16 protein-coding genes are annotated in these 18,890 nt (G+C 70.7%); 8 read left to right on the forward strand and 8 right to left on the reverse strand.

Features of this window, described 5'->3' with window-relative positions; genetic code table 11:
• Window positions 1-18: 18 nt before the first annotated feature.
• Window positions 19-267, reverse strand: coding sequence for a WhiB family transcriptional regulator (locus JX005_RS02500; RefSeq protein WP_018171995.1), 249 nt, complete (start codon window positions 265-267; stop codon window positions 19-21).
• Between the two features lie 251 nt (window positions 268-518).
• Between JX005_RS02500 and JX005_RS02505 the strand changes: the two genes are divergently transcribed.
• A complete protein-coding gene (locus JX005_RS02505) occupies window positions 519-917 on the forward strand; it encodes a histidine kinase (RefSeq protein WP_214465813.1) in 399 nt (132 codons plus the stop codon).
• Between the two features lie 69 nt (window positions 918-986).
• Here JX005_RS02505 and bcp read toward each other — a convergent pair whose 3' ends face one another.
• From bcp to aroA, 3 genes are read right to left on the reverse strand one after another with little or no spacing between them, the layout of a single operon-like run.
• Window positions 987-1,463: a thioredoxin-dependent thiol peroxidase gene (bcp, locus tag JX005_RS02510; protein ID WP_214465814.1), complete on the reverse strand. Its 477-nt coding sequence runs from the start codon at window positions 1,461-1,463 to the stop codon at window positions 987-989.
• 9 nt (window positions 1,464-1,472) lie between these two features.
• A complete protein-coding gene (gene rsgA / locus JX005_RS02515) occupies window positions 1,473-2,564 on the reverse strand; it encodes a ribosome small subunit-dependent GTPase A (protein WP_214465815.1) in 1,092 nt (363 codons plus the stop codon).
• Window positions 2,561-3,934, reverse strand: coding sequence for a 3-phosphoshikimate 1-carboxyvinyltransferase (gene aroA / locus JX005_RS02520; RefSeq protein WP_214465816.1), 1,374 nt, complete (start codon window positions 3,932-3,934; stop codon window positions 2,561-2,563). The genes rsgA and aroA overlap by 4 nt, the downstream gene beginning before the upstream one ends.
• A 63-nt stretch (window positions 3,935-3,997) precedes the next feature.
• On the opposite strand from aroA, the gene JX005_RS02525 reads away from it, so the two are divergent.
• Window positions 3,998-4,684 carry a sigma-70 family RNA polymerase sigma factor gene (locus tag JX005_RS02525; protein ID WP_372447310.1) on the forward strand — a complete coding sequence of 229 codons (687 nt, stop codon included), beginning with the start codon at window positions 3,998-4,000 and terminating at the stop codon, window positions 4,682-4,684.
• Complete coding sequence (locus JX005_RS02530; RefSeq protein ID WP_214465817.1) at window positions 4,681-4,923, forward strand: zf-HC2 domain-containing protein; 243 nt, start codon at window positions 4,681-4,683, stop codon at window positions 4,921-4,923. The genes JX005_RS02525 and JX005_RS02530 overlap by 4 nt, the downstream gene beginning before the upstream one ends.
• Window positions 4,924-4,952: 29 nt before the next feature.
• Here JX005_RS02530 and JX005_RS02535 read toward each other — a convergent pair whose 3' ends face one another.
• Window positions 4,953-5,858: a diacylglycerol kinase gene (locus JX005_RS02535; protein ID WP_214465818.1), complete on the reverse strand. Its 906-nt coding sequence runs from the start codon at window positions 5,856-5,858 to the stop codon at window positions 4,953-4,955.
• On the reverse strand, window positions 5,855-7,504 hold the full coding sequence (locus JX005_RS02540) for an FAD-binding oxidoreductase (protein WP_214465819.1): 1,650 nt from the start codon (window positions 7,502-7,504) through the stop codon (window positions 5,855-5,857). The genes JX005_RS02535 and JX005_RS02540 overlap by 4 nt, the downstream gene beginning before the upstream one ends.
• A gap of 34 nt (window positions 7,505-7,538) precedes the next feature.
• Here JX005_RS02540 and JX005_RS02545 point away from each other — a divergent pair, with 34 nt between their 5' ends.
• Window positions 7,539-8,117 (forward strand): TetR/AcrR family transcriptional regulator, encoded by a 579-nt coding sequence (locus JX005_RS02545; protein WP_214465820.1) that lies wholly within the window; start codon window positions 7,539-7,541, stop codon window positions 8,115-8,117.
• The gene (locus tag JX005_RS02550; protein WP_246533407.1) at window positions 8,117-9,700 is read left to right on the forward strand and encodes a glycerol-3-phosphate dehydrogenase/oxidase; all 1,584 of its coding nucleotides are present in this window, start codon (window positions 8,117-8,119) and stop codon (window positions 9,698-9,700) included. Before JX005_RS02545 ends, JX005_RS02550 begins: the two co-directional genes overlap by 1 nt.
• A gap of 32 nt (window positions 9,701-9,732) precedes the next feature.
• Here JX005_RS02550 and JX005_RS02555 read toward each other — a convergent pair whose 3' ends face one another.
• Window positions 9,733-13,458 carry a multifunctional oxoglutarate decarboxylase/oxoglutarate dehydrogenase thiamine pyrophosphate-binding subunit/dihydrolipoyllysine-residue succinyltransferase subunit gene (locus JX005_RS02555; RefSeq protein WP_214465821.1) on the reverse strand — a complete coding sequence of 1,242 codons (3,726 nt, stop codon included), beginning with the start codon at window positions 13,456-13,458 and terminating at the stop codon, window positions 9,733-9,735.
• Window positions 13,459-13,636: 178 nt separating this feature from the next.
• On the opposite strand from JX005_RS02555, the gene guaB1 reads away from it, so the two are divergent.
• Window positions 13,637-15,094, forward strand: a complete 1,458-nt coding sequence (guaB1, locus tag JX005_RS02560) for a GMP reductase (protein ID WP_214465822.1) — start codon at window positions 13,637-13,639, stop codon at window positions 15,092-15,094.
• Here the strand turns inward: guaB1 and JX005_RS02565 are convergent.
• Window positions 15,084-16,196, reverse strand: coding sequence for a YihY/virulence factor BrkB family protein (locus JX005_RS02565; protein WP_214465823.1), 1,113 nt, complete (start codon window positions 16,194-16,196; stop codon window positions 15,084-15,086). The genes guaB1 and JX005_RS02565 overlap by 11 nt on opposite strands.
• A 203-nt stretch (window positions 16,197-16,399) precedes the next feature.
• Between JX005_RS02565 and JX005_RS02570 the strand changes: the two genes are divergently transcribed.
• Entirely contained in the window at window positions 16,400-17,731 is a 1,332-nt protein-coding gene (locus tag JX005_RS02570; protein ID WP_214465824.1) for a hemolysin family protein, read from the forward strand.
• Window positions 17,728-18,786, forward strand: a complete 1,059-nt coding sequence (locus tag JX005_RS02575) for a hemolysin family protein (protein ID WP_214465825.1) — start codon at window positions 17,728-17,730, stop codon at window positions 18,784-18,786. Before JX005_RS02570 ends, JX005_RS02575 begins: the two co-directional genes overlap by 4 nt.
• Window positions 18,787-18,890: the final 104 nt, after the last annotated feature.

Genomic DNA, 18,890 nt, shown 5'->3' on the forward strand with positions numbered 1-18,890 from the left:
GCCAGGACCCGGCCCGGGTCAGGAAGCGCGGCGGGCGCGGGCGGCGCGGCGCTTGAGGGCGCGGCGCTCGTCTTCGGAGAGCCCGCCCCAGACGCCGGAATCCTGTCCGGTCTCGAGGGCGTACTGGAGGCAGATCTCGGTCACGGTGCAGCGTGCACAGACCGACTTGGCCTTCTCGATCTGATCGACGGCCGGTCCGGTGTTCCCCACGGGGAAGAACAGCTCGGGGTCGACGGTCAGGCAGGCGGCCTTGTCGCGCCAGTCCATTATGGTGCTCCTTGATACGAGAGGGTCTTGAAAATGAGGACACCGAATTCGGGTCCGGTACCCTGTGGGATGTGCGAGCAATCGCCCGCCCCACTTCGCTGTGGGAGCACACGGCTTCACCAATCGTCCCATAGCGGTTTACCTGAATCAAGGGATCCGGGGCAGGATTCTGTGCAGCTTGCTGAGTATTCCCTTTGCGACATAGAGAGTTCGCACAATCCGCGGGCCCGTCACTGGAGAAATCGTTAGGTATGCGAACAAACACGCTGGGACGCACCGCCGCCGTGCTCGTCGCACTGGGGGGGCTGGGCCTGGTCGCGCTGACCGTGTGGCAGATCGTCGCCGTCGTCGCGGGCGACACCGCGTCGATCGAGAGCGCGCTGGCGCTCATCGTGCTGTCGGCCGTGGGCGCCGCGATCGTCCTGGCCTTCGCCGTCGGGATCTGGCGCGATCAGTCGTGGGGCCGCTCGGGTGCGATCGTCGCCCAGCTGCTGGTCCTGGCCGTCGCGCTGGGGGCGGCGACGGGCTCCTACGCCGAGCCGATCGTCGCGCTGCTGATCGCCACGCCCGCTGTGGTGGTGCTCGTGCTCCTCATCCTCGCCGTGCGCGAGGCGGGGAAGCGCGCTCGGACAGAGCCCAGCGCTGAGTGAGCCAGGCCCGACGGGCGGCCGTCGGAGGCGGCATCCGCTGATCTGAACAGCCGCCGGGAAGAGCTCGCCCTACGCAGCGTCGAGTCCGACGAGCTTGCGGACGCGCGCCACGTGGCCGGTCGCCTTGACGTTGTAGAGCGCGTGCTCGATGCGTCCGTCGGCGTCGATGACGAACGTCGAGCGCAGAACGCCCGTGACCGTCTTGCCGTAGTTGAGCTTCTCGCCCCACGCGCCGTACGCCTCGTGGACCGCGTGGTCGGGGTCGCTCAGCAGGTCGTACGTGAGGCCGTCGCGCTCGCGGAACCGCCGCAGCTTCTCGGGCTCGTCGCGCGAGATGCCGAGCACGGTGTAGCCGGCGGCCTGCAGCGGGGCGAGGCTGTCGCGGAAGTCGCACGCCTCGGTGGTGCATCCCGGGGTCATCGCCTCGGGGTAGAAGAAGAGGACGACGCCCCCGCCGCGCAGTGACGCCAGGGAGACCGGGCGGTCGTCCTGGTCGACGAGCGTGAAGTCGGGAGCGGGGGAGCCGGGTTCGAGGCGCGTGGTCACCCCTCCAGCCTAGGCTCCGTCGCGCAGGGTGTTGGGGTCGCGCTTGGCGAACGTCTCGAGCAGGCGCTGCAGCGAGTCGAGGCGGGCATCGCCGCCCGGGCCCAGGCGCCCCTCGGCGACCGCCTCGGCCATCGCGCAGTCGGGCGCATCGGGGAGGTGGGTGCAGCCGCGCGGGCATTCCTCGGCGATCTCGGCCAGATCCGTGAACGCGCGAAGGATGTTGGCCGGGTCGACGTGGCCGAGGCCGAACGACCGCACACCCGGTGTGTCGATGACCCAGCCGCTGCCGCCGTCGCCGCGGTAGCGGTACGAGACGGTGGAGCTCGACGTATGGCGCCCGCGGCCGGTCACCTCGTTCACATGGCCGGTCGCCCGCCGCGCCTCGGGCACAAGCGCGTTCACGAGCGTCGACTTCCCGACGCCGGAGTGACCCACGAACACGGTCGAATGGCCGATCAGCGCTGCCCCGATGCGATCCAGCGGCATTCCGGCCGCCGGGTCGTCGTCGGTGCCCAGCGCGCTCGTGAACACCTCGAGGTCGAGACCCTCGAAGTGCCCGAGGAACTCGGACGGGTCGGCGAGGTCGGTCTTCGTGACGACGAGCAGGGGACGGATGCCGGCATCCAGCGCCGCAACGAGGTAGCGGTCGACGAGCCGCGCGCGGGGCTCGGGGTCGGCAGCGGCGACGACGACGAGCATCTGGTCGGCGTTGGCGACGATGACCCGCTCGACCTGGTCGGTGTCGTCGGCGCTGCGGCGGAGCAGCGACGTGCGCTCCTCGATGCCGACGATGCGCGACAGCGTGCCCTGATCACCGGTGGTGTCGCCGACCACCCGCGCGCGGTCGCCCGTGACGATCGGGGTCTTGCGCAGCTCGCGAGCCCGCACGGCGGAGATCGTGTGCTCGTCGGGGCCGTCCTCGTCGACCAGCGCGCTGTAGCGGCCGCGGTCGACGCCGAGCACTCGCGCGATCCGGGCGTCGGCGTGGGCAGGTCGACGCTTCGTGCGCGGCCGGTTCGCCTTCGGGTTCGGGCGGACGCGCACGTCGGCCTCGTCGAACTCGGGTTCGTCGTCCTCGTCGGAATCGTCGAGCCAGCTCACGATGCCTGCATCGTCTCCGCGTGATGGCCGGCGGCGCTGCCGTCGTCGTCGATCATCGCCTGCCAGAGTTCGGGGAACTCGGGCATGGTCTTGGCCGTCGTGCCGATGTCGTCGACCTCGACGCCCGGCACGGCGAGGCCGATCAGCGCGCCGGTCGTCGCCATGCGGTGGTCGTGGTGGGCGTGCCAGGCGCCCCCGTGGAGCGGACGCGGCACGATGCGGATGCCGTCGGGCAGCTCTTCGGCCTCGCCCCCGAGGCCCCGCAGCTCGCCGACGAGTGCCGCGATGCGGTCGGTCTCGTGTCCGCGGATGTGGCCGATGCCGTGCAGCGTCGACGGGGTCTCGGCGAACGCGGCCAGGGCGAAGATCGTCGGCGTGAGCTCGCCCGCCGCCGAGAGGTCGAGGTCGACACCCTGGATGCCGGCACCCGCCGTGACGGTGAGCGCACCGCCCCGGCGCTGTACGCGGGCGCCCATGAGCGCGAGGATCTCGGTGAGCATCGCACCGGGCTGCGTGGAGTGCGCCGGCCAGCCGGTGACGGAGACGGAGCCGCCGACCACCATCGCCGCCGCAAGGAACGGGGCGGCGTTGGAGAGGTCGGGCTCGATGGCGACGTCCTTGCCGCGCAGGGGCCCGGCGGGGACGATCCACTCGCCCTGACCTGGCCGTTCGACGTGGACCCCGCGGTGCGCGAGCGCTTCGACGGTCATGTCGATGTGAGGGATGCTCGGAAGGCGCGCCCCGGCGTGGTGGAGGTGGAGTCCGACGTCGAACCGGGGAGCGGCGAGCAGCAGCCCGGAGACGAACTGGCTCGACGCGCTCGCGTCGATCGTCACCTCGCCGCCGCGCGTGTGGCCGTGGCCGCGCACGATGAACGGGAGGGCCCAGCGGCCCCCGTCGTCGATGTCGACGCCGACGTCGCGCAGCGCGGTGATCATGGCGCCCATCGGGCGGTGCAGGGCGCTCTCGTGTGCGGTGATGGTGACGTCGCCGCGGGCGAAGCCGCCGAGGCCCGCCACGAACCGCATGACCGTCCCGGCCTGCCCGCAGTCGACCTCGGTGTCGCCGCGGAGGGGCCAGATCGGGCTGACGATGATGTCGTCGCCGAATCGGCCGGCGCCCGGCTCGAGCGCGATGCCGACTCCGAGCGCCTTGAGCGCCTCGATCATGCGGGCGGAATCATCGGAATGCAGCGGCGCCATGAGGCGGCTCGGACCGTCGGCCAGAGCGGCCAGGATCAGCTCCCGGTTGGTGAGGGATTTCGACCCCGGGACGGTGACTGTGGCGTGCAGCGGACCCGCCGCCACCGGCGCACGCCAGCGTCCGCGCCCACCCGGCGCGGTGGAAGGGGAATAGCCGCTGCCTGTCATCGGGTTCTACCCTACTGAACCCCGTCCCCACGGCCGGGATCGACGTCATGGAAGCGGAGACGGATGATCGCCACCCTCGATCGCCTCGATACGGAGGCGCCTGTGCAGGACCCCTCGGATGCGGGGCTCATCGCCGTAGACTGGCGCGTGATGAGCGAGCCGATCGAGCAGGTGCAGGACACGCGCGGGCAGTTCGAAGAGCAGGCGCTGCCCTTCATGGACCAGCTGTACGCCGCCGCGATGCGCATGACGCGCAATCCGGCGGACGCCGCCGACCTCGTGCAGGAGACCTTCGTCAAGGCGTTCGCCTCGTGGAAGACCTTCACGCAGGGCACGAACCTCAAGGCGTGGCTCTACCGCATCCTCACGAACACGTACATCAACACGTACCGCAAGAAGCAGCGCGAGCCCTACCAGGGCACGATCGACGAGCTCGAGGACTGGCAGCTCGGCGGCGCCGAGTCCACCACAGCCACGAGCACCCGCTCGGCTGAGGCGGAGGCGATCGACCATATGCCCGCCTCGGTGGTCAAGGACGCGCTGCAGTCCATCCCGGAGGATTTCCGGCTGGCGGTGTACCTCGCCGACGTCGAGGGCTTCGCCTACCAGGAGATCGCCGACATCATGAAGACCCCCATCGGCACGGTCATGAGCCGCCTGCATCGTGGCAGGCGAATGCTTCGTGAACTGCTGGCCGACTACGCCAATGAGCGCGGCATCTCCACTGCCGCCACAAGGAGCACGAAATGACGGACTGCGGCTGCGAGAAGGCGCGGCGAGACCTGGAGGAGTACCTCCGCAACGAGGTGTGCAAGACACAGCACACCGATATCGCGGAGCACCTCGAGAACTGCCAAGGATGCCGTGACGAGGCGCTCGTCGCCACCACGCTGACCGAGGTCGTCGCGCGTGCGTGCAAGGAGACCGCTCCGGAGGAGCTGCGCGACCAGGTGCTGGCTAAGCTGCGGGCCCTCCAGGCGACGCACTGACCCCGGGGCGCTGACGCTGTCGACAGGCGTCAGCCCGCCGGCGCAAAGACCGTGAGCGTGCGGGCGGCCACGTCGATCGTGAGCGGCAGCGCCCCGATGGGGTCGCCGTCGGCATACGCGGTGACCCCGGGTGACGACAGTCGCACCGACCGCACACGGTGCATCCTCACCTCCGGGATGCCGCCGTGCGTCCCCGCGTACACGCGGGGAAGCAGCCGGAGAAGCCGCAGGCGACCGGCCGGCCGCACGAGCACGACGTCGAGCAGGCCGTCGGCCGGATCGGCGTCAGGACAGATCGGGATGCCGCCGCCGTAGGTGCGGCCGTTCCCCACGGTCGCCATCACCAGGTCACGCGCGACGCGCTCCCGAGTCCCGTCGGCGAGCTCGAGATCGACCTCGTACGGGATGCCCGCCAGCGTCGCGAACTCGAGCAGCAGCGCGATGTTGTAACGCGAGCCTCCGCGCGGCCATCGCATCGCGTTGGCCCGGTCGTTGACCCGGGAATCGAACCCGCTCGCCAGCACCGTGCCGAAGTAGGTCGCCGACCCGTCTGCCCGCGTCACCCGTGCGAGGTCGACGGTGCGTGTCCTGCCGGCGGCGATCGCGTCCGCCGCCGCCGTGACGTCGAGCTCGCGCAGTCCGAGCATCGCGGCGAAGTCGTTGCCGGTGCCGGACGGCACGATGCCGAGTGGGATGCCGGTGCCCGCGATCTCCTGGATCGCGAGGTGCACCGTGCCGTCGCCCCCGGCCACCGCGACCGCGTCGGTTCCGAGCGCGACCGCCGCCCGCAGCAGCTCGCTCGACTCGGCCGCGCTCCCGCCGCTGATGATCGCCGTCTTGACGCCCCGCGCACGGAGACGCTCGGCGGCCTCCGCGGCCGCGCCGGCGTGCGCGCCGCCGCGCGCCGTCGGGTTCACCAGGAGCGCGACCTTCACGTGGGGTCCGGCTCCGCAGCGGGGATCAGCGCGCCGGGATTCATGATCCCTGCAGGGTCGACGACCGCCTTCACCGCGCGCAGGATCTCGACGCCGATCGGACCGATCTCGGCCTCGAGGTAGTCGCGGTGGTCACGGCCGACCGCGTGGTGATGGGTGATCGTGGCTCCTTCCGCGGAGATCGCGCGGGACGCGGCATCCTTCGCCCCCGACCACTGTGCCAGCGGGTCGTCGGTGAGCGCGGCGACCACGGTGAAGTAGAGCGAGGCGCCCGCCGGGTACACGTGCGAGATATGGCACAGCACGATCGGCTTGGTGCCGGCCTCGGTGAGCGATTCGACGAGCGCGGCCGTCACGGCAGCCTTCAGCGACGGCAGCGCCGCCCAGGTTGTCGCAGTCTCGAGGGTCTCGGCGAGGACGCCCGAGTCCATCAGCGTGTCGCGCAGCGCCGGCGCCGAGAAGCGTCCGCGCTCCCACGAGCGGGCAGGATCCTCGCCCCGCGACTTCGCCCCGTGCGCCGCGAAGACCCCGTCGAGCGCTGCACGCACAGCTTGAGCCTCGCCCGAGCTCGCGCCTTCGAACGTGGCGACGGCGAGGCATCCGCGCAGACGTGTGACATGCCCGCCCATCGCCGCGTTCACACGGGTCTCGGTCTCGTCGCTCAGCCGCAGGACGGTGGGGCGGATGCCTCGCTGCGTCGCCTCGCGGAAGGCAGCGGCTCCGGAGGCGAAGTCGGGGAAGCTCCAGGCGCCGTAGGCGGTGACCGCCGGGACCGGGCGGATGCGCACAGTCACCTCGGTGAGCACGCCGAGGGCGCCCTCCGAGCCGAGGAAGAGCTGCCGCAGGTCGGGACCGGCCGCGCTGGCCGGTGCGCGGCCGAGGCGGAGGTCGCCGACGGGGGTGGCGACGCGCAGTCCGTGGACCAGATCGTCGAACCGGCCGTAGCCGCGCGAAGCCTGACCGCTGGAGCGTGTCGCGGCGTACCCCCCGAGGGAGGCGTAGGCGAAGCTCTGGGGGAAGTGGCCGAGGGTGAAGCCGCGCTCGTGCAGGAGGTCCTCGGCCTGGGGACCGGTGGTGCCGGCGCCGAAAGCAGCGAGCAGCGACGTCTCGTCGAGGTCGAGGAGCGCCGCCGTGCGCGCGAGGTCGAGCGAGACCACGCCGCGGTGGGAGCCGGCGACGGGGTCGACCCCGCCGACGACGGACGTGCCGCCGCCGAACGGCACCACCGCGAGGCCGAGGCGCGCGCACTCCGCGAGCAGGGCGGCCACCTCGGCGTGATCGCCTGGGGAGACGACGGCGTCGGGCGCCGCCTGCGGCTCGTCGAGGCGGCGGCGCAGCAGATCCGGGGTGCTCTTGCCTCCGAGGTGCAGGGCGCGCACGGCGTCATCCTGCGTGGCGTGGGCGTCGCCGACGATGCGGGCCAGCGCGGCGAGGTCGGCTTCCGTCAGCCGCGAAGGCGTCAGCGCAGGGCGCTCGCGGCGAGCGACGGGGTGTGCCTTGCCCGGGAGCAGCGCCGCCATGATCGCCTTCGCCCCGTGAGGAAGGTGGGCGGACTGATCGCCCCAGGCGTCCCATGTCGATCGCGGGCGCGGTGCGGGGACCGCCAGGGGACGAGCGGACGAGCCGGAGTGCGCCATCGCGGTCATCGCGACAGTATGACACATTCTGTATGGTTGTCACATGGTCGACGCTGCGCACGAGACCGAGACGGCGATTCTCGACGCCGCACTCGCCGAGGTGCTGGCGCACGGCATCCGCCGCACCACCGCATCCGACATCGCGCGGCGGTGCGGCATCGCGCGGCAGACGCTCTACCGGTACTGGCCCGACGCGCAGGCGATCTTCGCCGCTCTGGTCACTCGCGAGCTCGTCGCTGCGCTTCCGGCGGACGCCGCCGATGGCGCAGACCTCGAGGGGACCGTAGGACTGCTCGTCGAGACGGCCGATCGCATCCGGCGCATGCCCCTCGTGGACCGCCTGCGCGACACCGACCCGGAGCTGTTCGCGCGGTACATCCTCGATCGACTCGGTACGAGCCAGCGCGTCATCCACGCCGAGACCGCCCGTCGGCTGGCCGCCGGCCAGGCGACCGGCGCCGTCCGCGAGGGCGATCCCGCACGGCTCGCGGCGATGGTGCTGCTGATCACGCAGTCCGCCGTGCAGTCGGCGCCGCTCGTCGCAGAGTGGCTGCCCGCCGACGCCTGGCGAGCCGAGCTCGGCGCTGCACTGCGCGGCTACCTCGGCCCGAAGGCCGTCTGATGGCCCGCATCGTCGGCCGCACGCCGTTCCCGTCGGCGCTGAGCGCCGCCCGGCGTTCGCGCGAGCTCGAGGCGCTCGCTGCCGACCCGGTCGTCGACGTGCTGGTGATCGGAGGCGGAGCGACCGGAGCCGGGATCGCATTGGATGCCGCGTCCCGAGGCCTGCGCACGGTGCTCGTCGAGCGGCGCGATCTCGCCCACGGCACGAGCCGCTGGAGCTCGAAGCTCATCCACGGCGGGCTGCGCTACCTCGCCTCCGGCCAGGTCGGCATCGCTCACGAGAGCGCGTCGGAGCGTCACCTCCTGATGACGCGCATCGCGCCTCACCTCACGCGCCCGCTCGCGCAGATCGTCCCGCTGTATGCGCCCGGTCACCTCCCGCGCGGGGCGTTCGTGGGCGCCGGCTATGGGCTGGGCGACGGGCTGCGGCGGTTCGTCGGAACCCCGGGTGCGGTGCTCGGCGCCCCGGGCATGATCGGCTCCGCGGAGACCCTCCGCCGGGCACCCGCCGTCCGGCCGGACGGCCTGCGGGGCGGCGTGCGCGGATGGGACGGGCAGCTCATCGACGACGCGCGGCTGGTCGTGGCGATCGCCCGGACGGCCGCCGGGTACGGCGCATCCGTCCTCACCCGCGTCGAGGCGATCTCGGCCGTCGGCGACCGAGCCGTCCTGCGTGACGCGGTGAGTGGGAGCGAGATCGCCGTTCGCGCCGGCGCCGTCGTGAGCGCGACGGGCGTCTGGGCGGGCGAGCTCGACCCCAGCGTGCGGCTGCGTCCGAGTCGCGGCACCCACCTCGTCGTCGCGTCCGAGCGGCTCGGCGGCGCAGACGTCTCGCTCACGGTGCCGGTCGCGGGGTCGGCGAGCCGGTTCGTCTTCACGCTCCCGGCGCCTCACGGCCGCACCTACATCGGGCTGACCGACGTTCCGGCCGACGGACCACTGCCGGACGAGCCAGAGGCGACCGAGCCGGAGATCGACATGCTGCTCACCACGGTCAACACCGTCCTCGCGCGCCCGCTCGACCGCGACGACGTCATCGCGACCTTCGCCGGGCTCCGGCCGCTGCTCGCCGGGGCCGAGGCGAGCAGCGGGTCCGATGCCGGGGTGGAGGGCGCCGACACGAGCGACCTCTCGCGTCGGCACGCCATCCTCGAAGGACCGTCGGGTGTGCTCAGCGTCGTCGGCGGCAAGCTCACGACGTACCGGCGCATGGCCGAGGACGCGGTCGACGCCGTGGCGGACCGGCGGTTCGCGCGCGTAGAGCTTCCGGCGTCATCGACACGGCACATCCCCCTCGTCGGCGCGTGGCCGCGCGACCGCCTGGGCGAGATCACCTCTCCCGCCCGGCTCGTCCGCCGCTACGGCGCGGAGGCGCCGTTCGCGGCGTCGCTCCCCGGCGGACCGGCGGCCGCATGCGGCGTCACCGCACAGGAGCTGCACTGGGGCATCGCGGTCGAGGGCGCCCTCGACGTCGACGACCTGCTCGACCGCCGCACCCGGCTGGGCCTGGTGGCGTCGGATCGGATGGCATCGGCGGATGCCGCGGCCGCCGCCTTCGAGCGCGCCGGTGTCGACCCGCTCTGACGTCGGCCGCTGACGTCGCCGGCGCCGACTGGCTAGAGCGTCAGCGCCTTCTTCAGGATCTCGGCCTGCTCGGCAGCGTGCACCTTCGGCGAGCCGGTGGCAGTGGAAGCCGCCGACGTACGCGACACGCGACGGACGGTGCGGCCCTGCAGGTGCTTGCTCACCTCGAGGGCGATGAACGGCCAGGCGCCCTGGTTCTCGGGCTCGTCCTGCACCCACACCAGCTCGGCGTCCGGGTACTCGCCGACGACCGCGTTGAGCGCTTCGACGGGCGTCGGGTAGAACTGCTCGAGGCGGACGAGGGCGATCGCCGGATTCGGGTTCTTGTCGAGCTCGGCCCGCAGGTCCCAGTGGATCTTGCCGGAGTGCAGCAGCACGCGCTTCACCGCCGACTTGTCGATGCCGCGGTTGTCGTCGAGCACGGGCTCGAACCGACCGGTGAGGAAGTCCTCCACCGGGCTCGTGGCGCCGCGCAGCCGCAGCATCGCCTTCGGCGTGAAGACGATGAGCGGACGCCGCGGCCGTGCGTACGCCTGGCGGCGCAGGAGATGGAAGTACGAGGCGGGCGTGGAGGGACGAGCGACGGTCATGTTCTCCTGCGCGCACATCTGCAGGTACCGCTCGATGCGGGCCGACGAGTGGTCGGGTCCTTGGCCCTCATAGCCGTGGGGGAGCAGGAGGGTGACGGCGGACTGCTGTCCCCACTTCTGGTCGGCGGACGAGATGAACTCGTCGATGACCGACTGGGCGCCGTTGGCGAAGTCGCCGAACTGCGCCTCCCACAGCACGAGGGAGTCGGCGCGCTCGACGGAGTAGCCGTACTCGAAGGCCATCGCCGCGTACTCGCTCAGCAGGGTGTCGTACACCCAGAAGCGACCCTGGTCGTCCGACAGGTTGGCGAGCGGGATCCACTCCTGGCCGTTCGCGCGATCGTGGAGGACCGAGTGGCGCTGCACGAAGGTGCCGCGGCGGGCGTCCTGGCCGGCGAGGCGGACGTTCGTCTTCTCGAGCAGCAGCGATCCGAACGCGAGGAGCTCGCCGAAGCCCCAGTCGATCGAGCCGTTGCGGCTCATGTCGAGGCGCTTGTCGAGCAGCTGCTGAAGCTTGGCGTGGACGGTGAAGCCCTCGGGCTTGTTGACGAAGGCATCGCCGATCATGCTCACGACCTCGCGCGAGACACCGGTGGTGTCGGGCTCGCCGGCCACGGGGCCCTCGGGCTCGGCATCCGCATCTACGATCGGAGAGGGTCCGGTCTCGGCGGCGTGCGTCTCGGCGAACGCGACCTCCAGGCGACCCTGGAAATCCTGCTTGGCCTTCTCGTACTCCTCCTGCGTGATGTCGCCGCGACCGACGAGAGCCTCCGTGTAGAGGCGGCGCACGGAGCGCTTCGCCTCGATGAGGTTCGTCATGAGGGGCTGCGTCATCGACGGATCGTCGCCCTCGTTGTGACCGCGGCGGCGGTAGCAGACGAGGTCGATCACGACGTCGCGGTGGAACCGCTCACGGTAGGCGAACGCGAGCTGCGACACCCGCGTCACGGCCTCGGGGTCGTCGCCGTTCACGTGGAAGATCGGGGCCTGGATCGTCTTGGCCACGTCGGTGGCGTACACCGACGTGCGCGCGTCGAAGGGTGTGGTGGTGAAGCCGACCTGGTTGTTGACGACGACGTGCACCGTGCCGCCGGTGCGGTAGGCGCGCAGCTGCGACATCTGGAGCGTCTCGAACACGACGCCCTGGCCGGCGAACGCGGCATCTCCGTGCACGAGGATCGGCAGCCACGAGAACGAGCCGATGGGCTTGCGGTCCTGCTTGGCGCGGACGATGCCCTCGAGGACGCCGTCGACGGTCTCGAGGTGCGACGGGTTCGCGGCGAGGTACACCGGCAGCTGCTCGCCGCCGTCGGCGACGAACGTGCCCTCGGTGCCGAGGTGGTACTTGACGTCGCCGGACCCGCTCTTCGAGCCGATCGCGACGGAGCCCTCGAACTCGCGGAACACCTGGCCGTAGGTCTTGCCGGCGATGTTGGTCAGCACGTTGAGGCGGCCTCGGTGGGCCATGCCGATCGCGGCGCCGTCGAGCCCCGCTTCAGCCGCTCCCTGGAGGATCTCGTCGAGCAGTGGGATGAGCGACTCGCCGCCCTCGAGGCTGAATCGCTTCTGGCCGACGTACTTCGTCTGCAGGAAGGTCTCGAACGCCTCAGCCTGGTTGAGCTTGTCGAGGATGCGCAGCTGCTCGGCGTGACCCGGCTTCTGGTACTTCAGCTCCACGTTCTGCTGGAACCACTTGCGCTGCTCGGGGTCCTGGATGTGCATGTACTCGATGCCGATGGTGCGGCAGTACGAGTCGCGCAGCACGCCGAGGATGTCGCGCAGCTTCATGGTGCGCTTGCCGCCGAAGCCGCCCGTGACGAACTCGCGGTCGAGGTCCCAGAAGGTCAGGCCGTGCTGTTCGATCTCGAGGTCGGGGTGCGTGCGCTGCACGTACTCGAGCGGGTCGATGTCGGCCATCAGGTGGCCGCGGACGCGGAACGAGTTGATGAGCTCCTGCACGCGCGCCTGCTTGTCGACGCGCTCGGCGAGGTCGACGTTGATGTCGGCGGCCCAGCGGATGGGGGCGTAGGGGATGCGCAGCGCCGCGAAGATGTCCTCGTAGAAGTTGCGCTGCCCGATCAGCAGCTCGTGCACCTTCTTGAGGAACTCGCCCGAGCCGGCGCCCTGGATGACGCGGTGGTCGTAGGTGCTCGTGAGCGTGATCGTCTTGCCGATCGCCATCTCGTTGAGCGTCTTGTCGCTCGCGCCCTGGAACTCAGCCGGGTATTCGAGGGCGCCGGCGCCGACGATGCATCCCTGCCCCTTCATCAGGCGCGGGACCGAGTGAACCGTGCCGATTCCGCCGGGGTTGGTGAGCGAGATCGTCGTGCCCTGGAAGTCGGCGGCGGTCAGCTTGTTGTTGCGTGCACGGCTCACCAGGTCTTCATACGTGGTGAGGTACTCGCCGAAGCTCAGCTGGTCTGCCCGCTTGATGCTGGGGACGAGCAGTGCGCGGGTGCCGTCGGGCTTGGGCAGGTCGATCGCGATGCCGAGGTTGATGTGGGCCGGCGCCACGACCGAGGGCTTGCCGTCGATCTCGGCGTAGAAGACGTTCTGGCTCGGGAACTCCTTGAGGGCCCGGATGATCGCCCAGCCGATGAGGTGCGTGAAGCTCACCTTGCCGCCGCGGGTGCGCGACATGTGGTTGTTGATCACGATGCGGTTGTCGATCATGAGCTTCGCCGGCACGGTGCGGACGCTCGTCGCCGTGGGGACGGTGAGCGACTCGTCCATGTTGACGGCGAGGGTCTTGGTCATGCCGCGCAGGGGGGTGACTTTGTCCTCTTCCGTGCTCTCGGCGGCTGCGGAGGGCTGCGACTTCGGCGCCTGTGCCGGGATCGGCTGCGGAGCAGCGGGCCGGGCTGTGGTGCGGGCGACGGGCTGCGCGCCGATCACGGGGATGGGCGCCGTCACCGGACGGGGCTCGCTCGCTTCCGGAGCCGTCGCCGGCGGGTTCGCGCCCTCCGAGGCGGGCTGCGTGGGCACCGACGGCGCCGCGGCGGCACTCGCCTCGTCGACCGGATGGTAGGCCTCGAGAACGGGCCACCATGCCTTGTCCACGGAGTTCCTGTCGATCTTGAACTGTTCGTACAGCTCGTCGACGAGCCATTCGTTGGCTCCGAACTCTCCTTCGTTCGAGACCCCGAGGCCCGTCACCTGGCTCGACACGCTGGATCGCCTGCTTTCTTCGATGAAGATCTGGAAGCATCCGGGAGCCGCACAGTGCCCTCCCGCACGACTGTTAAGCGTAGCCCAGTCTGCGGTGGTGATCCCGGCCCCGAGCGCTGCCCGGCTGAAAGAACGCAGATCATTTCCCGCACAGGAACTGTCACTACTCTTGGCCGATATGGAGTTCTACGGCGACCAGCCCGACGTCGACCTGACGTATTCGGATGTGTTCCTCGTTCCCCGGCGATCATCGATCACCAGCCGGCTCGACGTCGACCTCTCGCCCGGGGACGGCACCACCGCGACCGTCCCGGTCGTCTCGGCGAACATGAACTCCGTCACGGGCGCCCGCCTCGCGGCCACCCTCGCCCGGCGCGGCGGCCTCGGTGTGCTGCCGCAGGACATGCCTCTGCAGGAGCTCGACGCTGCGATCCGGTGGGTCAAGGCGCAGCCGGTGCCGTGGGACACCCCGCTCGTCCTCCCGCCGCACGCCACGGTCGCCGACGCCGCGCGGCTGCTTCCGGCCACCGAGGGCCACGGCATCGTGGTGGCGGATGCCGCGTCCGGCCACCTCGACATCGATGACGTGCTCGGCATCGTGCCCGCCCTCCGGCTGGGCACGGCGCTGCCCGACGCACGCCTCGGCGATCTCGCCCGCGGGCGCGTCGCATCCGTCGACGCCGTCGACATCGAGAGCGCCCGGCATGCGTTCGACGTGATCGTCGCGGCCGGAGCCGAGACGGTCTGCGTGGTCGACCACGGTCACGTGGTCGGAACCCTCTCGCGGCGCAGCGGGCTCCGGTCGACCCTGTACCGCCCCGCCGTCGACGCGTCGGGACGCCTCATCGTCGCGGCCGCGGTCGGGATCAACGGCGACGTGGCGGCCAAGGCGCAGGCTCTCGCCGCCGCAGGCGTCGACGTTCTCGTGGTCGACACCGCTCACGGACACCAGGAGGGGATGCTGCGTGCCCTGCGCTCCGTGGCGGACCTCGATCTCGGCATCCCCATCGCTGCCGGCAATGTCGTGACCGCGGAAGGTGTGCACGACCTCGTGGCGGCCGGTGCCGACATCGTCAAGGTGGGCGTGGGACCGGGCGCCATGTGCACGACGCGCATGATGACGGCCGTGGGCCGCCCGCAGTTCTCGGCCGTGCTCGAGACGGCCGAGGCCGCGCGCGTCATGGGCGCGCACGTGTGGGCGGACGGAGGAGTGCGCTACCCGCGCGACGTCGCCCTGGCGCTGGCCGCGGGCGCGGCATCCGTCATGATCGGCTCGTGGTTCGCGGGCACCATCGAGGCGCCCGGCGAGCTGCAGACCGACGCGGCCGGCCGCACCTACAAGGAGTCGTGGGGCATGGCATCGACCAAGGCGGTGCACGATCGCTTCGGCCGGCTCGATCCCTACGAGCTCGCGCGCAAGGAGCTGTTCGCCGAAGGAATCTCGTCGTCCAAGATCTACCTCGACCCCCTTCGCCCGGGGCTCGAGGACCTGCTCGACATGATCACGTCGGGGGTGCGCTCGTCGTTCACCTACGCCGGCGCCTCGACCGTCGCCGAGTTCCACGACCGCGCGCGCGTCGGGCTGCAGTCCGCCGCGGGCTACGACGAAGGCAAGGCGCTCCCCGTCAGCTGGTAGGCCGCGCACGCGCGCTTGCGTCGCGTCCTTCGGGTGCGTCGTCATCCGTGTCATCGTCCTCGTGCTCCGCGCGGATGCGGCGGCCGGCCTCGATGTCCTCCCGCTCCTTCTCGGCCGCTTTGTCGCTCTTGCGGGTGTCGCGCGGCGGCAGCTGGATGTCCTCCTCGGCTTCGATGCCCGCCTGCAGCTGGCGTCCTCGTTCCAGTTCGGCGTCGAACTCCGCGCCGAACAGCAGGGCGATGTTCGCGATCCACAGCCACAGCAGGAAGATGATCACGCCGGCCAGCGAGCCGTACGTGCGGTCGTAGTTCGAGAAGTTGGCGACGTAGATGCCGAACAGCAGCGACGCGACGCCGAGCAGGATGATCGCGAGCAGGGCACCCAGGCTCATCCACCGGAACTTGGGCTGCTTCGCGTTGGGGTTCGCGTAGTAGAGGATCGCCACCATCAGGACGACGATGATCGCGAGCACGATCCACTTCGCGAACGACCAGACGGTGACGACCACCTCGCTGAGCCCCAGCGCCGAGCCGATCGCATCGGCGACGGGGCCCGAGACCACGAGGATGATGAGCGCGAGGCTGATCAGGACGATGCCGATGACCGTGATGAACAGCAGCGCGGGGACCAGCTTCCAGAACGGGCGGCCCTCGCGGATCTCGTAGATGCGGTTCATGCCGCGGCTGAACGCCTTCACGTACCCGGAGGCCGACCAGACGGCCAGTACGATTCCGGTGACCAGGGCGAAGCCGGCGGCAGGGGAGTCGGCGAAGCCCTCGAGCGGAGCGCGGACGGTCTCGGCCGCATCCGGCGCCACCTGCTCGACGATTCCCATGATCGCGTTGACGGCTTGGTCGCTCTGCCCCATGACGCCGAGGATCGAGAAGACCGCGAGGAGCGCGGGGAAGAGCGCCAGCACGGCGTAGTAGGTCAGGGCGGCCGCGATGTCGGTGCACTCATCGGCGCCGAACTCGCGGATCGTCTTGGTGAGGACGTACTTCCAGGAGCGCTTCTCGATCTCGCGAGGCGTGTCCGGCTTGTCGGGGTGCTCGGGGTCGGGGGCGTTCTTGTCGTCCTTGCGATCCGTGTCGGTGGCGGTCATGGCCTCTCCGCTCGTCGTAGGAGTCCGGCGAAGACGCCGGGCGACCATCCTGCGAGTCCGGCGGCTGCCGGGAGAGGGGGTTGACAGGGCACGGCGGGACGCGGCATCCGCTGTCGTAGACTTGTCGGCACAATGGACGACCCTCCTAGTTGCAGACGATCGCCCCACCGACCCTCCTCCCGTTCGATCGGGGGTGATGCGTGATGGATTACGTCATGCTGGGCGTGGGGCTCCTGCTCACCGTCGGGACCGGGTTGTTCGTCGCGAGCGAGTTCGCGCTGGTCAACCTCGATCGCGCCGACCTCGAAGCTCGCCAGGCGGCCGGTGAGACCCGGCTGTCGATGACGATCAACGCGCTGAAGATCACCTCGACGCACCTGTCGAGCGCGCAGCTCGGCATCACGCTGACGACGCTGCTCACCGGTTACACGATGGAGCCGGCGATCTCGAATCTGCTGCGCCCCGTGTTCACGGCCTGGCGGCTGCCCGAGGGGCTCGTCAGCCCGCTGGCCGTGATCATCGCGGTCTCGGTCGCCACCATCTTCTCGATGATCATCGGCGAGCTGGTGCCCAAGAACTTCGCGCTCGCGATTCCGCGGCAGACGGCGAAGCTCGTGATGCCGTTCCAGGTCGCGTTCACCACGGTCTTCCGCCCGGCGATCGTCGTGCTCAACGGGTCGGCCAACGGCGTGTTGCGCTCGGTCGGCATCGAGCCCAAGGAGGAGCTGTCGGGCGCCCGCACGGCGGAGGAGCTCTCGAGCCTCGTGCGCCGGTCCGCCAGTGCCGGCGTGCTCGAGGAGGACACCGCGTCGCTGCTCGACCGCAGCCTCACCTTCGCCCGGCTGAGCGCCGCCGACGTCATGACGCCGCGCCCCAGCGTGCATGCCCTCGCCGCCGACGACTCCGCCGAGGACGTCATCCAGCTCGCTCGGCGCACCGGTCACAGCCGGTTCCCGGTGTACGACGACTCGATGGACGACATCACCGGCATCGTGCACCTCAAGGCGGCCGTCAGCGTTCCCCGCGAGCGCCGCACCGACGTGCCCGCCGCCGCGCTGGCCACCGAGCCGCTGCGGATCCCGGAAGCCGTGCATCTCGACGCGCTCGTGTCCGAGCTGCGTGCCCGCGGCTACCAGATGGCCGTCGTCGTCGACGAGTACGGGGGCACGGCGGGCGTCGTGACCCTGGAGGATCTCGTCGAGGAGATCGTCGGCGAGGTGCTCGACGAGCACGACCGGCGTCGCGCCGGCATCGTGCGCGCCCAGGACTCGGTCATCTTCCCCGGCGAGCTCCGGCCCGACGAGGTGCGCGACCGCACCGGCATCCGAATCCCCGAGGGCGACGTCTACGACACCGTCGGCGGATTCATCATGAGCGAGCTCGAGCGCATCCCCGTCGTGGGCGACGCCATCGAGGTCGAGGACGGAACGATCGAGGTGCAGCGCATGGACGGCCGACGCGTCGACCGGGTGCGCTTCACCCCGCGGCCGATGCCGCACGACGAGGCCGCTGCGGAAGGAGGTGATCTCCGATGAACGACTGGGCCGGACTCGCATGGCTCGTGGTGCTGCTCATCGCGAACGCCTTCTTCGTCGGCGCGGAGTTCGCCGTCATCTCGGCGCGCCGATCGCAGATCGAGCCCCTCGCCGAGCGGGGCTCGCGGTCGGCCAAGACCGCGCTGTACGCGATGGAGCACGCCACGCTCATGCTCGCGACGAGCCAGCTCGGCATCACGATCTGCTCGCTGCTGATCCTGAACGTGTCGGAGCCGGCGATCCATCACCTGCTCGCCGAGCCGCTGGCTCTCACAGGGTGGTCCGAGGGGACCGTCGATGTGATCGCGTTCGTGATCGCCCTCCTGCTGGTCTCGTACCTGCACGTCGTGTTCGGCGAGATGGTGCCGAAGAATCTGGCGTTCTCCATCCCCGACCGCGCGGTGCTCATGCTCGCGCCTCCGCTGGTGTGGGTGTCGAAGGTCTTCCACCCGGTGATCGTGACGCTCAACTGGATCGCGAACCACATCGTGCGCCTGTTCCGCGTCGAGCCGAAGGACGAGGCCGCCTCGACCTTCACGCTCGAGGAGGTCGCCACCATCGTCAACCAGTCGCGCATGGAGGGTGTGCTGAACGACACCTCCGGAACGGTCGCGGCCGCGGTGGAGTTCACCGACAAGAAGGCCGCCGAGATCGCTGTGCCGCTCGCCGGCCTCGTGACGCTGCCGCACACGACGACGCCCGATGAGATCGAGCGGGCGGTCGCCAAGCACGGCTTCTCCCGCTACGTGATCGTCGGCGACGACGGCGCGCCGCTGGGCTACGTGCACCTCAAGGACATCCTGCGGGCCGCTGAGGGGCCGGATGCCGCGACCGACGTCGCGCGCGCGATCCCGGCGAAGCGCATCCACCACATGGTGCCGGTGCTCGAGACCACCGATCTCGAGGACGCACTGGCGCTCATGCGCCGTGCCGGCCGGCACCTGGCGCAGGTGCGCAACGCGGATGGCGAGACGACCGCGGTGCTCTTCCTGGAGGACATCATCGAGGAGCTCATCGGGGAGGTGCAGGACGCCACCCGCCGCGGCCTGCGCTGACCCGGGTACCGTCGGGTCGTCGAGCGAGCGGAGCGAGACGAAGCGCGCCGAGCGTCCGGGTGACGTGAGGCGCGTTTCGTCTCGCTCGCTGCGCTCGCTCGCTC

It is taken from the genome of Microbacterium flavescens (assembly GCF_018588945.1).
Lineage (GTDB): Bacteria > Actinomycetota > Actinomycetes > Actinomycetales > Microbacteriaceae > Microbacterium > Microbacterium flavescens.

Excerpts from the sequence above, each read along its gene's own strand:
- JX005_RS02565 (WP_214465823.1), bottom strand. The coding sequence starts at position 16,196 with ATGACCGCCACCGACACGGATCGCAAGGACGACAAGAACGCCCCCGAC.
- JX005_RS02505 (WP_214465813.1), top strand. The coding sequence starts at position 519 with ATGCGAACAAACACGCTGGGACGCACCGCCGCCGTGCTCGTCGCACTG.
- JX005_RS02550 (WP_246533407.1), top strand. The coding sequence starts at position 8,117 with ATGGCCCGCATCGTCGGCCGCACGCCGTTCCCGTCGGCGCTGAGCGCC.
- JX005_RS02530 (WP_214465817.1), top strand. The coding sequence starts at position 4,681 with ATGACGGACTGCGGCTGCGAGAAGGCGCGGCGAGACCTGGAGGAGTAC.
- JX005_RS02500 (WP_018171995.1), bottom strand. The coding sequence starts at position 267 with ATGGACTGGCGCGACAAGGCCGCCTGCCTGACCGTCGACCCCGAGCTG.
- JX005_RS02525 (WP_372447310.1), top strand. The coding sequence starts at position 3,998 with ATGATCGCCACCCTCGATCGCCTCGATACGGAGGCGCCTGTGCAGGAC.
- JX005_RS02575 (WP_214465825.1), top strand. The coding sequence starts at position 17,728 with ATGAACGACTGGGCCGGACTCGCATGGCTCGTGGTGCTGCTCATCGCG.
- aroA (WP_214465816.1), bottom strand. The coding sequence starts at position 3,934 with ATGACAGGCAGCGGCTATTCCCCTTCCACCGCGCCGGGTGGGCGCGGA.
- JX005_RS02545 (WP_214465820.1), top strand. The coding sequence starts at position 7,539 with ATGGTCGACGCTGCGCACGAGACCGAGACGGCGATTCTCGACGCCGCA.
- JX005_RS02540 (WP_214465819.1), bottom strand. The coding sequence starts at position 7,504 with ATGACCGCGATGGCGCACTCCGGCTCGTCCGCTCGTCCCCTGGCGGTC.
- guaB1 (WP_214465822.1), top strand. The coding sequence starts at position 13,637 with ATGGAGTTCTACGGCGACCAGCCCGACGTCGACCTGACGTATTCGGAT.
- JX005_RS02570 (WP_214465824.1), top strand. The coding sequence starts at position 16,400 with ATGGATTACGTCATGCTGGGCGTGGGGCTCCTGCTCACCGTCGGGACC.